Here is a 14,620-nt window from a genome sequence, read left to right on the forward strand (position 1 = left end):
TTCCACGTTCGTTAAGCATTTTGGAGAGCGTCTGTTTAGTAAATTGCTGACTGTTGCGTTTTTGGCAATCGCCTTGTTGGTGGTGTTCTCGGCTACCGTGATGTATTCGGCAAGAAATAGCGCCAAGACTATCGCCAATGACAATCCGTATTGCATACAGATCGCGACGACATCAACCGCATATAGGGAAATCTCCAGCTCCGTTGATTTGGCTGGCTTCCGCATGAAAGGCAATGGCCCGCTGAATCACGCGGAGCTCGTTGTTGATGATATGGGCGGTCAGGAGCTATACCACTGGTCATACAAGAGCAATTTTTTCGAAGAAGGCGCCTATGGAAATCCGCCTATCTTCTGCAATCCTAGGGAGAATTTTTTGGACTCGCTGGGAGAGATTGAATACAAAGACGAAAGTAGGGTTTCGTTCAGTTACGCAGGCTACAAATTCAAAATTCCAAAGGAGTACAGTCCGACTTTCAATATCCCATCATTTGCGGGAATTCAGATGTTGATTCTTTCGGCAGCTGTTCCTCGATTTGAGCCGGTCTTGGAACCGGACTTTCGAAAAGTGCCTACCGTTGGCCTGGATGTAGGCTTTGGATACAGTCCCCTAATCCAGTCATGGAGATTACGAGCAGATAAAGATCATCAAGTAGAAGGGCAAGCACTGCAAAATGGTCTAATAGTTGAGAAGGTACGTGGAAAGAGTGATTCGACCACAGTCCAGTACTATGTGGAAGAAAAAGATGGATCCACGCAGACTTTAATTCGCTGTTTTGACAGTATGGGGTATCAATGTACTCATATGTTCTTTGACGGCGAATTCTCATATTACTTCCATCACATGCCATCGGATCTTTCGAATTGGAAGGACATGCACGAAAGGGCTAAGACTGTGTTCAGGAGTTTCATAAAAGAGAAAAAAGCATAACCATTCGTCCAACCGGAACCTGACCTCGGGCTTCCTCGCAAACCCGTAAGATGCGCCAAGCGTAGGATGTGCCGAGGCACGATGAGCATCGATCGAGGGAATTCTTCTCACGCGAACGATGCGCCTCACTTCGTTCAGCACATCCTACGGCCCTGACCTTGATGATTGGAGAGCCAAGCCGGTTTTTCCCCATCGAAATCATCAGTATCCTCGGCTTTCATTTCCCATAGGTGCCGGGCCTAAATAAAGCGGGATGGTGTTTGTTGCACCGTCAAATTTCTCCTTTCAGGATTCCTTCCTTGGTCAGCCGCCTCATCCAGGCGCCGCGTTTGCCGTGGGCGCCGAGCAACTTGACGAGGCCGGCTTGAAATTCGGCTTCGCGTCCGGCTTGGGTCATGGCTTCGGCCAGATCCTTCATGGTTTGCAGGGCCTGATCATAGGCATGACCCGTGCCGCGTTGCAACGTTTGGTCGATGTCGGCCCAAACCCTGTCGGAATGGGCCGCCAGGCGTTCCAACCGTTGCTTGCGTTCGGCATGGCGCTTGGCTTCCTCGGCTTCGCGCTTCCGTCGTTCGATCTCAAGGCGCTGGTTCCTGACCCATTCACATGCGGCATCGATTTCGGCCACCGTGCGGCGCGAAGAGGATTTGGGGTGGGATGAACGTTCCCGTTGCCAGGCCAGATAACGCTGCCGCAATGCGCGCTCGGCTTCCTGGCTGCGTCCTTCCAACAGCAGACGCAGCGTTTCTCGCATGGCCTCCTGGGTTTGCAATGCAAGCCAGTCGTCCCGTTCCGGATCGATCGTATCCCGATCGGGTAACGTGGGGCTGGCGCCGGCCGCGGCGGCGAGCCAGTCGGGATCGATCAGGAGAAATTCCGTCAAGGCGGTTTGCGCGGGGGTCAATGTTTGCAAGCCCGCCGGGACGGGTGGCTCGATATCGTCATCGCCCACTTCCTCGTTACACACTCGCGCCAGCCAGCCCAAGTAGAGCGGCCGCGTATCGCCCCGCAATAACTCGTCCCGTAGCGGCAATAAACTGCTCATCCAGCCCGGGCCGTCTTCTTGACTCCAAAAACGTTCGAATTCGCCCGAGTCGTCATTAAAGCCCCAATACACTATCCTGTGATCGGCCGTGGGCGTTACGCCGAAAGCATCACGGAAGCCGGATTGCGCGCCGCATCGCGAAGACTGAGTGAATGGGTCCAGCATATCCTTATCCAAGGCCGAAAGGGGTAAACGCAACATCAAACTGCACGTTCCCCAACTGGCCGAATAAACGTGTGCGTCAAAATAACGCTGCACCCAGTCGAGAGGGTCGCCTTTGAGATCGCCCCAATGGTATTCGTTGATGAAGCTGGTCGCTGTGATGGTCGCGCGCGAGGAGCGGCTGCGCAGTTCCGCTTGTTGTTGTGGCGTGAGCGGTTTATCGACCGCTCTGAATTCGTAATATTGGTATTCACTCATGAGATGTTATTCAGTAATGGTTTGGGCGGCATGGCGCATTTCTGACAGAGCCTTTCAAAATAATTTGCCGCCAAATGGTATTCGGCTTTCATCGTAATTTTATTTTTCTTGGTCTATCAAATTGATCAAACCGATGGCTTGCACCGTTTCATTCATGGGATAGGTTTCTTGTCCGGGATAGGCCACAAAGCTGGCCTCCGGCTTGATATCGCTTTGCGCGAAATAGAAGCCTTTCGACAAAGTTGGCGCCAGATTGCGCTTGATTTCGATCGTCCAAGTCTTCTGATCGGGAAAGGTAATCAGCAAATCGCATTCGGCGCCGGCACTGGTTCGATAAAAACTGGCTTTGCAATGCGGTGGCGCTACGGCCAGGCAATTTTCGATCACGAAGCCTTCCCAGCTTTGCCCGCAGACCGGGTGGCCCAGCAGCGCCACGGCCGGATAAGCAGCCAACAGTTGTTCGAGCTCGGTTTGTAATCTTCGTCTAATCATCATTGTAATTGTGGCATTTAATTCCGTAATTGTAATGTTCGATGAAATTGAAAACTATACCGGTGACTCATTCGTAAAACGGGTAAGGTGCTGGTTCGAATGGTGCCATATTACTCTGGCAAGCACTTTCCTATTTTTACTGGGTTTTGTTGCATAAATCGGCGAGGTCATGCGATGCTTGATAAAAACAACCATTTTCAATTTTATTGCTTTTGCCGGTTATCACTCTGGCCGTTATCGGCTGCGAGCCCTTTCAAGATCGCGCGTTTAAGCCGTCTGAGTCTGTGGTAAACCGTAGGGGGACGGCCATGAAAACGATGCCGATCAATAAAGCCTTCACGCTGCTGGAACCGGGTCCGGTTGTCTTCATTACGACCCAGGATGGCGGGAAGCATAACCTCATGACCATTTCCTGGACCATGGTGATGGATTTTACGCCGAAATTTGCTATCACGACGGGTTCCTGGAACTATTCTTACCGTGCGCTTCGGGATTCCAAAGAATGCGTTGTGGCTATTCCTACTCTGGATCTGATCGATCAGGTCGTTGGGGTGGGGACCTGTTCGGGCGCCGATACGGACAAATTTGAAAAGTTCGGGCTGACGCCCCTCCGGGGAAAATATGTCGGAGCGCCCCTGGTCAAGGAATGCCTGGCAAATATTGAATGTAAAGTGATCGATATCGTCGAAAGGCACCACATCGTTGTGCTTGAAGGTGTCGCCGCGTACTTCGATCGATCACGGGAAGAAAAGCGCACCCTTCACGCCGTCGGGGACGGTACCTTCGTCGTCGACGGATACAAATTGGACCGGAGGGAAATGATGCGCTCGAAGCTTCCGGCGGGGTTCTGACGCGGAAAAGACGGGCTGTTTTCGAATGTGTACCGCCGTTCCTTGAACAGGGTCGATAACCCGCTTTTAGCCGATACTCGCCGATTAGCAAAAAAAGCGTTCGAACTTACCCGAATCGTCATTAAAGCCTCAATACCAGTGATCATGCCGTGGGCGTTACGTCGAAAGCATCGCTAAAACCGGATTGCGCGCCGCACTGCGATCGCAGGGCGAATGCGTCCGGCGCAGCCTTATCCAATGCCGAAACGGGTACTCACTCATAAGGTATCATCAATCGTCCGGCCGGGTTGGCGCATTCGTGGCATTGGTCCTTTCAAAATGGCGCGGCACCCGGTTCGGGAGCTTGCTATTCAGTTGTCTTGCGTTGGAAATCAATCAAAGTATATCGCCCGCCTCTTTATTCAAGAGCGATAACGATCCTCTATGTGGGGCATAAGACAGACCTCAAGGGCTCAAACGATTAAATTTTTTCTTCCGCTCTTCCACAAAAATTTTGGGATTTACCAGAGTAAAGGGACATTTGATGCCCGTGGAAGCTGTGGATCATAAAAACTTTATCTTGAATATGCTGCGGCTTGGCTGCAACTCCTAAGAGGAGAAAGAATCATGAAGATCGATAAACGAAATTCGCCTTTCCAGTTTAAACCTTTGACGCGGGCAGTCATGCTCACCTGTATTCAGTTTTCTGCGCTCGGGGCTATCGCCGGCGCGGCGCAAGCGCAAAACACCGGTCAGAGCGGCAACACCGCGACGGCCGCGGGAAGCCAGAGTACCACCGGACAGAATGCCGCAAGCCAAGGCAATACAACCGCTGCAGGCGCCCTGAATGCCACAGGAGCTGCCGGTGCAGCGGGTGTTGCCGGCCAAAATATCGGTATCCCGCAAAATCGGCTGAACCGTTATCGCGTGACGAATCTGGTAACCAATCAATCCGATTCACGCCTGGTAAATCCCTGGGGACTGGCATTCAATCACGATAGCCCGGCCTGGATCGCCAATAACGCTACCGGGACGGCGTCGCTTTACGACGGCAATGGGGCTGCGTTTACCGGCCTGCCTTTCATCACGATGCCGCCCTCAGCCGGCGATCCTACCGGCATTGTTGTCAATCATACCGTCGATTTTGATCTTCCGACAGCCGCCAACAACGGTACGGAAAACAATCCGGCCCGCTTTATTTTTGCGACAGAAAGCGGCAACTTGGCAGGGTGGTCCGATCAAACCGATGTAAATAATGCGGTTGTGCTCGAAAACGCCGTGCCGCCGGACGAGGATGCGCCCGTTTATAAAGGGCTTGCCCTGGCCAGCAACGGGCAGGACCATTATTTATATGTCACGGATTTCCATAATGGCAAAATCCAGGTGTTCGACAGCGATTTCAATTGGGTGGATCCGCAGACGGAACTGGGATGCAATTTTACCGATGCGAGAATTCCTGCCGGATTTGCCCCGTTCGGCATTCAGAATATCCGTGGCGTGTTGTACGTCACTTATGCGAGGCAGGATCAGGACCGGGTGGACGATATGCCCGGGCGCGGCGCGGGTTATGTGGATGTTTACGATGCGAATGGCTGTCTGATTCGCCGTTTTGCAGCCCGCGGACGATTGAACTCTCCTTGGGGAATGGCGCTGGCGCCCGCCAATTTCGGGATTTACAGCAACACGTTGCTGATAGCCAACTTCGGCGACGGTTCCATCAATGCTTACGACCCGGTGACCGGCCGTTTCCGCGGTACATTGCTTAATGTAGCCAATACAGGAACCCAGGGCGGAAACAACAGAGTCTCGCTCGACGGTTTGTGGGGGATTGCATTCGGGAACGGGGTGCTGAATCAGCCAACCAATACCCTGTTCTTTACCGCAGGCCCGAATGGCGAAGCGAATGGCGTTTACGGAAAGATCGAACCGGTCAGCCGGACGGGTCAGACAGGAGCGACAGGTGCCACGGGCGGCGCTACCGGAGCGACAGGCGCCACGGGCGGCGCTACCGGTGAGACAGGCGCCACGGGCGGCGCTACCGGTGAGACAGGCGCCACGGGCGGCGCTACCGGTGAGACAGGCGCCACGGGCGGCGCTACCGGTGAGACAGGCGCCACGGGCGGCGCTACCGGTGAGACAGGCGCTACGGGCGGCGCTACCGGTGAGACAGGCGCTACGGGCGGCGCTACCGGTGAAACAGGCGCTACGGGTGGAGCTACCGGTGAAACAGGCGCCACGGGTGGAGCTGTCGGTGAAACAGGCGCAACCGGTCAAACGGCGTAAGTTGGGTACAGTCCCTGCCGGCTCGGGGAGCACAGGTGGCGTAGCGAGTTAAAAACACAGGGACGACGGCTCTCGAATTCGGCGCTGGCCGAAACGCCCGGTGCAGCCGGATCATTTGCCATCAATACCTGTTCGCAAGCGACCGCCTTTCTTAAATTTAAGAAAGGCGGTTTCCTGGGGTGATTCGGAAGCAATTGCCGTTTTCGGGTATTCGCCTGAAGAAGCTCGGTACCCGGCGGCCGAGCTGCGCATTGATATTGCTATCTTTGTGATTTTAAGCAATCCGGCCTATTTCTGAGTGAATGGCCGGATTGCCTGCCTTCATCTTCCGAACGGTTCCAAATCGATGTCTTTGACCTTGAAATTCCTATAATTTCCAGCTGAACGCCGGCCGATAAGTTAAAATAGCCGATTGCCCAATCCTGTTTTAACTCCATGAAAAAAATCGAACTTCTTTCTCCCGCCGGCACCCTGAAAAACATGCGCTACGCATTCGCGTACGGTGCCGACGCGGTGTATGCCGGACTGCCGCGCTACAGCCTTCGGGTGCGCAACAACGATTTTCTTGCCGAAAATCTCGGCATCGGGATCGCCGAAGCGCACCGGCTTGGCAAGAAATTTTTCCTGGCGACGAACGTGATTCCGCACAACGCGAAAATCAAGACCTTCCTCAAGGACATGGAGCCGATCGTTGCGATGCGGCCGGACGCCCTGATCATGGCCGACCCCGGCCTGATCATGATGGTCCGGGAAGCCTGGCCGGAGATGCCGGTGCATCTGTCGGTGCAGGCGAATACGGTCAATTACGCGACGATCAAGTTCTGGCAGCGTTTCGGCGTCGAGCGCATCATCCTGTCGCGCGAGCTGTCGCTGGACGAGATCGCCGAAATCCGCCAGCAATGCCCGGATATGGAACTGGAAGTATTTGTGCACGGCGCGCTCTGCATCGCCTATTCCGGACGTTGCCTTCTGTCCGGCTACTTCAACCGGCGCGACCCGAACCAGGGAACCTGTTCGAATTCCTGCCGCTGGAAATACGACACGATGCCGGCCCAAGAAAACGCCGAAGGCGATTACCTGCCGGCCGGCGGTTTGCTGTCGATGCACGATCTGAGTAGCGGAGGCTGCGGCGGCGAGCGGCATCCGCTGGCCGACAATATCTATTTCCTGCAAGAAGAAAACCGTCCGGGCGAGTTGATGCCGGTGATGGAGGACGAGCACGGCACCTATATCATGAACTCGAAGGATCTGCGCGCGATCGAGCACGTACAGCGGCTGGTCGAAATCGGCGTCGACAGCCTGAAAATCGAAGGCCGCACCAAGTCGCACTATTATGTCGCGCGCACCGCGCAAACCTACCGGCAAGCGATCGGCGATGCGCTGGCGGGGCGCCCGTTCCGTCCGGAACTGCTCGGCGTGCTCGAAAACCTTGCGAACCGCGGCTACACCGACGGTTTCTATCAGCGCCACCATACCCAGGAATACCAGAACTACATTACCGGCTATTCGAAAAGCCACCAACAGCAATTTTGCGGCGAAATCCGCGGTTACGACAGCGCCACCGGCCTTGCGGAAATCGAGGTGAAAAACAAGTTCGCGGTCGGCGACCGGGTCGAACTGATTCTGCCCGAAGGCAACCGCGATATTGCGATCGAACGGATGCAGGACCTGCACGGCCAGGAGATGCAGGAAGCGCCGGGGGCTGGCTATGAAGTAAGAATACCGATCCCGGCGGCGAGCGCAGGGTATGGGCTGATGGCCAGATATTTTTGAATATCCGTCCGGTATCTCCGCAATTTGCAGGGTGGGGCCGCGCCAGGTTGCCGGCCGCTCGGCATGCATCCTTTGAGGGAGCATCATCCCGTTAAGTCAAGCGCCGGGGAATTGCAAAGCCGGCTCTACCGGTGCCTCAACCAATTGACAAAGGAGCATAGGATGAGCGGAGGGATGCGCTTCACTTCGTTCAGCCCGACGGCTCTTGTAGGGCGCACCGGCTAGGCAGTCCGGCGTTTTCTTCGACCCGGACCGGCGGGAAAGAAAATCATTGCGGATCGTCGGCTATATGGACAGCGAGGCCTTGCTGGCGCAGATCAAGCGGCTTGCCGGCTAAGCGCCTTCTGCCGCGTACCTTTTGGCAATCATCAATCACGGGAAACCGCATGCAAAGCGAACACAAAAATAAGACATTCACTGAGGAAGATTCCGGCACCAAAACCGACGCCCTGATCAAGTTGGGCCTGATTACGGTCGGCACCCAGATCGCCACCGAGGTGCTCCATCGCGCCGCCCGCTACCCGCTGCTGGTCTTTGGCCTCGGGATGGCGGCAGGCGCGTATGCGCACCGGCACCGTAAAAAAATTATCCGCACGGCCAGACAGATTCAGCATCAGACTAAAAACCTGTTGCCTTTCCAGTCCGAGGATCCATGAGGGCAGGCTTTTTTTCTAACATTTTGTCTGCCCCGGATTGAATCCGGCCGGCATCAACTTCCCGAGCCCGTTCGCGCATTTTCCGATAGAATGCGCACCTTTCTTCATTTTTGATCGCCATCCTGCCGACAGGTATGTCCCCCTCATCATTGCCTATCAGTCCTTATCCCGCCGATTTATCCCGCCGGGATTTAAGGCGCATGATCGACGTTGTCCGCCTGTTATACAAGTTGAGCGAAAATGCCGGCTATCGAAATTATCTGGAAAGCCTGCTGCCGGCCAGCGCCCGCTTCGATCCGGGCAATCAGGCGGTCATGATGGGGTATGACTTTCATGTATCCGAAACGGGGCCGAAGCTGATCGAAGTGAACACCAATGCCGGCGGGATATGGTACGCAAACCTGAGTCATGACCCTATGGCAGTCGAATTTTCCGCGCGGGTGGGCTCGAAGCTGCTCAAAACCTTTTGTGACGACTATGGCCTTTTTCGGAGGAATGCGGCGGCGCGCCCCGAAAGGATTGTGATCCTCGACGAAAATCCGACCGGGCAACCGCTGTATTCCGAAATGCGGATTTTCGTCTTAATGTTTGAAAAAGCCGGCATCGAGGCGGTGATCGCCCCGCCCGAAGCGATCGAAACGCAAGCATCCGGACTCTCTCTCGGCGGCAAGCCGGTCGAGATGATCTATAACCGGCACTGCGATTTTTACTTGAACGCTTCCCCGCTGGATCACATACGCGAGGCCTATCTGAAAAGGCAGGTGTGCCTGAGCCCGAATCCCCGCGCTTACGGCTTGCTGGCGGACAAGCGCCGGATGATGCTGTGGTGTCGGCCCGTCCTCATGCGCGGCTTCGGGCTTGCGGATGCGGAGCTTTCCATCCTGGCGGAAACGATACCTGAAACCTTGCTGTTAAGGGAACTGACGGCCGATGAGGCTTGGCGGACCCGTAAGCAATGGGTGTTCAAACCCGATACCGGCTATGCAAGCCGGGGGGTGTATGTGGGCGAAAAGCTGACCCGGCATAAACTGGCCGAGCTTGATCCGGAGAACACGTTGATCCAGCGCCGGATTCACCCGTCGATGACACCGGGCGCGCCTCAACAGGCATTCAAGACCGATTACCGGCTGTTCGTATACCGCGACCGCATCCTCGGCGCGGCCGCGCGGATTTATCAAGGGCAGGTAACCAACTTGCGGACCGAAAACGGCGGTTTTGCAAAAATCCGGTTAACTGTTTGAACGGATAACAGTCTTTAACTCTGACTTTTCAAGGGTTAAATAAACTATGTTATTTAACGCGGCCCGAATAGGTCAGATCACATAACGGCAGCGGAAAAGCAGGCAATGGGAAACGGGCATCCGGCAACGATAACGGACGGCGGTAAGGATCCGGTCCGGATAGAGCGGCATCATGCGCAGTAAAATCAATGTATTACGGTGTTTGTACCAAACGGCGCGAAAATTTGGAATTTCCTTGAAGTTTTGGCATTGATTGTGCTTCTAGTTAAGGAAGAACCACTCCCTGGAGGTTGCAGCAATGAACCAACAATTAGCACAACACACCCTCTCCCAGTCTTCCGGCGGCAACGGCGCCTTATTGGTAGGAACGGGGCTCGCATTGGCATCGATGATTTTGATTCCCGCTCTGGCAACCCGCATCGGCTTGGGCGCAAGTCTGACCGGTGCGCTCAGGATGGCGCTGATGAAAGCCGGGAATCAGGCGATTAGACGTTAGTATTCGGGCTGCGGAGGTCGAAATCGTCGATTTAGGAACGGCGCAATCGCTTCGCAGGCCAAATCGGGCGGCCGGGCCATGCCGCTAACGTTTGAAAAGAGCCCCTGCGTTGGTTGATTAGGTAGGCTATCCGGATAGGAGGGGAAGTTACAGCCCGCGTAACGAATTATCCGCAGCTATTTATCGTCATACATACTCGCCCGATTCGCCCTCCGCAACGGTTTCAGTGAATCGGTTTTTTATTATTTCCCCTCGGAATTTTTATAAATACATTGCGCCTTGTTGCCGAGTTTAGTAGCATTTTCATATCCAATAATAAATTGATATTATCATGAGCGAAAACGATAAGGCCTGCGATCTTTGCGGGTTGCCGGTATTGAACCAAGATTTCAAGTGGCGCACGAAAGAAGGGGACAAAGCGTTTTGCTGCGAAGGGTGTAGGGGTATCTACCAAGTACTGCATGAAGACGAAGCACTCACCGTTGCCGACGAGCCCGATCCCAACGTTTGAAACGCTCTTTAAGGTAGAGTCCGGTCTGGCGAAATTCCGGATTTGGATTGGCGAGACCCTTCGTGTTCAGGTTCTCAGGATAAACATCAGCGCTAGACCGGAATTCAAGGCTTTTTATCCCTAACACAGGTTTTTTAGCAAAAACAAAATTTAAACCGTTTGTCACCCTGCCGCGCGGCATTACCTGAGCGGTGAGGCTGGATTCAATTCAAGAGGAGTCTCGTGATGGCGCATGTACATGGCAAGGACATGATGAAGGAAATGAGTAAAACAAAGAATTCCATGGGCAAGGAAATTATGAAAGGCTCAATGGCTTCCGTTACCGTTCACACAGGAGCAAAACTGATGAGCAAATTAGCGAAATATCCCGTTCTGGTATTCGGCGCCGGCGTCGTGGCCGGTGTTTATGTATACAAATACCGCAAGCAAATCATCGCGTCCGCTAACAAGGCGCTCGATTCCGGCAAGGATTTTGTATTGCAGCAAAAAGAAAACCTGGAAGACATCGTCGCCGAAACCAAAGAAGAGAGCTGAGCCGGCGCAGGGCTTTTTTCTTCCCCATTTTCGCAGAAACGGGTGATTTCTTCGGGTTCGGAAATCACCCGTTTTTTATCCGGGTATTTTTGACTATGACTATTCAAAAAGAGTTTATTTTGCGCTATCGGGGCTCGGAACACGTTCGTTTTGAAATACCCTCGGCGTTCTGTACGGCAGGGGCCGCGGATGCGTTGACAGGAAAATTGCTGGCGGTGGACGGCATTTACCGGGTCAAGGTCTATCGCAGCCAGAAAAAATTGGCCATCCGTTATCAGGAAACGGTGCATGATTTCGTGGGTTTGTGCCGATTGTTATTCCGGATCGTCGGCGACCTGGAGAAAGACGTGTTGGCCGCCGTCAAGCCCAAAATCCTTCAGGCCGCCAGGCAGCGAGTCGGCGATCGGTTCAAAAATTTGCAGGCCTTCCGCTGGTTCGGCCGCAAATACGACGATGCCAGGGAAACTTTGCAGGCGGCGAAGATCGTCGGCAAGGGACTCACTCAGCCCGGTAAGTTTTTCAAGGATCCGGAAAAAATGGTCATCGATTTTCTGAATGACGTACTGGTGCTGTTTCTGATCCGGCTGCACTGGGATCACATCACCAAGGAGTGGATTCCCCGGCCGCTGAAGTACCGTTACGAATGGATGGCGGTGTTTTATATGATTTATCTGTTGATGCGCTCGCGCCGGCCGAGGTAAGGGCGCTTTTTCCTGAGGATGTGGCTAAAAATCCCTTTCTCTGTAATGATTTTCAGCTGTAGGGTACGCTGTGCGTACCACGGGAGTTGAAAAGGTACGCACAGCGTACCCTACATCGGCTTGTGCCCTTTTGAGGATAACCCAAGTGGGCAAAAGGTATATCACGCTGAGCACCTGGCGGGGGAAACAGGGGGAAAGTGATGACCGACCCAATCCTAAGTAACTGAAAACAAGTACGGGAGTGACTCATGAGCTCTGACGCATCGCCAGCCTATAAACATTTTCGAGTAGCGCATCAACTGCAAAGACGGGTTCGCATCGAAGCGCCCATGCTGAGAAAGGACGGCGAGCGCTGTTACATCCTCGAAATTCTGCTCAAAAAGCGCGCCGAAATCAAAAAGACGCGTTCCACTCCCGCGCTGGGCACGGTCGTGATCGAGTTCGATTCGAACCGTCTGCCGAAGGCGAATCTCTTGCTGATGCTGGATACGGTGCTCGGCAATCTGGTCAGCAGGCCCCGCTCGGCCGGCCCGCGTCGAAAGAGCGATTTCTCGAACGAAATGAGGGAAGTCGATCTGGCGATCGAGGGCATGACCTGCGCCTCCTGCGCGCTGCTGATCGAAATGGTGCTTAACCGCGACCCGAAAATCAAGCAGGCCAGCGTGAATTTTGCGACCGAAACGCTGGTTGTGCAGGGACAATTGGACCGGGACGAGGTTTCGGCAAAAATAGAGGGTCTGGGCTACAAAGCCTATCCGATGGATACCCTGGCACAGCGCAAGAAGCTGATCGAAAAGGAGCAAGCCCGCATCCGGTCGGCCTGGCGGCGTTTTTTGTGGTCGGCGGCGTTGAGTACGCCGGTGGTCATTCTGGGCATGGCGATGGCCAAGTCGCGCCCGCTGCACTGGTTGCAATTCGCGCTCGCGACGCCGGTCGTGTTCGGCGCCGGCAAGCCGTTTTTCGACAAGGCTTTCCGGCTCGCCCGGCACCGGGCGGCGAATATGGATACGTTGATCGCACTGGGCGTCGGTGCGGCCTATGCCTTCAGTTTGTCGTCATTCCTGAAGCGCCGCGGCCACATGTATTTCGAAGCAGCCGCAGCGATCATCGTGTTCGTGCTGCTCGGCCGTTATCTCGAAGAACGCGCCAAAGGCAAGGCCGGCGAGGCGATCCGGCAACTGGTCGATCTGCAGCCGCAGACCGCGACTCTGCTCCGGGACGATCAGGAAATCATCGTCGATGTCGAGAACATTCAGGTCGGCGACATACTTCTGGTGCGGCCCGGCGAAAGAATCCCGACGGACGGCGAGGTCGTACAGGGCATCTCGACGGTCGACGAATCGATGGTAACGGGCGAAAGCCTGCCGGTGATCAAAGACGTGGGCCATCAAGTGATCGGCGGCTGCGTGAACGGCAACGGCGTGCTGCGCATTCGCGCGACCGCGGTCGGCAGGGATACGGTGCTGGCCGGCATCGTGCATATGGTCGATCAGGCGCAGTCGGCCAAACTGCCGATCCAGAAACAGGTCGATCAAATTTCGGCGGTATTCGTGCCGGCAGTGATGGCGGTGTCCGGGCTGGCCTTTGCCGGCTGGCTGGCCTTGGGTGCGCCGTTCGGCTTTGCACTCGGCAATGCGATTACGGTGCTGCTGATTGCCTGCCCGTGTGCGCTGGGTCTTGCGACGCCGGCGTCGATCATGGTCGGCACGGGCCAAGCCGCAAAGAAAGGCATTTACATCCGCAACGGCGAAAGTCTGGAGGTGGCGGCGAAACTGAACGTGATCGTGTTCGACAAGACCGGCACGATCACCGAAGGCAGGCCGAAAGTCAGCGATCTGTCGAACGTCTCGCGCCTCGGCGAGGAAACGATCGTGATGCTGGCCGCCTCCGCCGAGCACAACTCCGAACATTTTCTCGGCAAGGCAATTGTCGAATACGCTCACGAACGGGGCATCGGCCCGGCCGAATGTTCGCACTTTTACAGCGAGCCGGGCCGCGGCATCGAAGCTGACGTCGACGGCAAATCCCTGCTGCTCGGCAATCTGGCCTGGATGCGCCAGCGCGAGGTCGATGTGCGGAATCTGGAAGCGGCGGCCGGGGACTTCGCCGAGCAGGGCAAGACGCCGGTGTACATGGCGGTCGATCATCAGGAAGCAGCCGTATTCGGGATCGCCGATCGGCCGCGCGAGCATGCGGCCGAGGCGATCGCGCGCCTGCACCGGCTCGGCGTGGAAACCGTGATGGCGACAGGCGACACCGAAAAGACCGCCGCGTTCATTGCCCGCAAAGTCGGCATCGCCGACATCGTCGCGAATGCGAAGCCGGAGGAGAAGCTTGCGATCATCCGGCGCCTGCAGGACGAAGGCAAGCAGGTCGGCATGATCGGCGACGGCATCAACGATGCGCCGGCGCTGGCCGCCGCGAACGTCGGCTTTGCGGTCGGCAGCGGCACCGACATTGCGATCGAGTCGGCCGACATGACGCTGACCCGTGGCGACATCGGCAAAGTGACCGATGCGATCGAATTGAGCACCGATACGATCCGTATCATTAAGCAGAACCTGTTCTGGGCCTTCGGCTACAACACCGTGGCGATTCCGGTCGCGGCGGTCGGCAAGCTGAATCCGATGATCGCCTCCCTGGCGATGGCGTTGAGCTCGCTCTCGGTGGTGCTCAATTCGCTGCGCTTGAGTAAAAAGTAGGTTTTCGG

14 protein-coding genes are annotated in these 14,620 nt (G+C 55.4%); 12 read left to right on the forward strand and 2 right to left on the reverse strand.

All coding sequences use genetic code 11. The annotated features are described in order from the left end of the window. Positions 1–61 precede the first annotated feature (61 nt). Positions 62–928, forward strand: a complete 867-nt coding sequence (locus CC94_RS0111080; RefSeq protein WP_157203422.1) for a hypothetical protein — start codon at positions 62–64, stop codon at positions 926–928. A gap of 271 nt (positions 929–1,199) precedes the next feature. Here CC94_RS0111080 and CC94_RS0111085 read toward each other — a convergent pair whose 3' ends face one another. After that, positions 1,200–2,393, reverse strand: coding sequence for a CCDC34 family protein (locus tag CC94_RS0111085; protein ID WP_005369817.1), 1,194 nt, complete (start codon positions 2,391–2,393; stop codon positions 1,200–1,202). Positions 2,394–2,492: 99 nt separating this feature from the next. Then, positions 2,493–2,885: a DUF4143 domain-containing protein gene (locus tag CC94_RS0111090; protein WP_213069450.1), complete on the reverse strand. Its 393-nt coding sequence runs from the start codon at positions 2,883–2,885 to the stop codon at positions 2,493–2,495. Positions 2,886–3,193: 308 nt separating this feature from the next. On the opposite strand from CC94_RS0111090, the gene CC94_RS0111095 reads away from it, so the two are divergent. The 11 genes from CC94_RS0111095 to CC94_RS0111145 all read left to right on the forward strand — a co-directional run bounded on the left by CC94_RS0111095 (position 3,194) and on the right by CC94_RS0111145 (position 14,612). Next, positions 3,194–3,736, forward strand: coding sequence for a flavin reductase family protein (locus CC94_RS0111095; protein ID WP_005369819.1), 543 nt, complete (start codon positions 3,194–3,196; stop codon positions 3,734–3,736). 606 nt (positions 3,737–4,342) lie between these two features. After that, positions 4,343–5,998: a TIGR03118 family protein gene (locus CC94_RS22355; protein ID WP_051911472.1), complete on the forward strand. Its 1,656-nt coding sequence runs from the start codon at positions 4,343–4,345 to the stop codon at positions 5,996–5,998. Positions 5,999–6,098: 100 nt separating this feature from the next. Then, complete coding sequence (locus tag CC94_RS23740) at positions 6,099–6,296, forward strand: hypothetical protein (protein WP_157203423.1); 198 nt, start codon at positions 6,099–6,101, stop codon at positions 6,294–6,296. Between the two features lie 137 nt (positions 6,297–6,433). Then, a complete protein-coding gene (gene trhP / locus CC94_RS0111105) occupies positions 6,434–7,771 on the forward strand; it encodes a prephenate-dependent tRNA uridine(34) hydroxylase TrhP (protein ID WP_005369828.1) in 1,338 nt (445 codons plus the stop codon). Positions 7,772–8,157: 386 nt separating this feature from the next. Beyond that, entirely contained in the window at positions 8,158–8,427 is a 270-nt protein-coding gene (locus CC94_RS0111110; RefSeq protein ID WP_031430865.1) for a hypothetical protein, read from the forward strand. A 200-nt stretch (positions 8,428–8,627) separates the two neighbouring features. Further along, entirely contained in the window at positions 8,628–9,668 is a 1,041-nt protein-coding gene (locus CC94_RS0111115; protein WP_245619743.1) for an ATP-grasp domain-containing protein, read from the forward strand. Between the two features lie 298 nt (positions 9,669–9,966). Then, positions 9,967–10,164 carry a hypothetical protein gene (locus CC94_RS0111120; protein WP_005369833.1) on the forward strand — a complete coding sequence of 66 codons (198 nt, stop codon included), beginning with the start codon at positions 9,967–9,969 and terminating at the stop codon, positions 10,162–10,164. A gap of 331 nt (positions 10,165–10,495) precedes the next feature. After that, positions 10,496–10,675 carry a heavy metal translocating P-type ATPase metal-binding domain-containing protein gene (locus CC94_RS23075; RefSeq protein WP_005369835.1) on the forward strand — a complete coding sequence of 60 codons (180 nt, stop codon included), beginning with the start codon at positions 10,496–10,498 and terminating at the stop codon, positions 10,673–10,675. Between the two features lie 345 nt (positions 10,676–11,020). Then, positions 11,021–11,209 carry a hypothetical protein gene (locus CC94_RS24735; protein ID WP_236994373.1) on the forward strand — a complete coding sequence of 63 codons (189 nt, stop codon included), beginning with the start codon at positions 11,021–11,023 and terminating at the stop codon, positions 11,207–11,209. Between the two features lie 95 nt (positions 11,210–11,304). Further along, complete coding sequence (locus tag CC94_RS0111140; RefSeq protein ID WP_005369848.1) at positions 11,305–11,910, forward strand: hypothetical protein; 606 nt, start codon at positions 11,305–11,307, stop codon at positions 11,908–11,910. A 248-nt stretch (positions 11,911–12,158) separates the two neighbouring features. Then, positions 12,159–14,612 (forward strand): heavy metal translocating P-type ATPase, encoded by a 2,454-nt coding sequence (locus CC94_RS0111145; protein WP_005369849.1) that lies wholly within the window; start codon positions 12,159–12,161, stop codon positions 14,610–14,612. Positions 14,613–14,620 lie beyond the last annotated feature (8 nt).

The sequence above is a fragment of the Methylomicrobium agile genome (assembly GCF_000733855.1).
Lineage (GTDB): Bacteria > Pseudomonadota > Gammaproteobacteria > Methylococcales > Methylomonadaceae > Methylomicrobium > Methylomicrobium agile.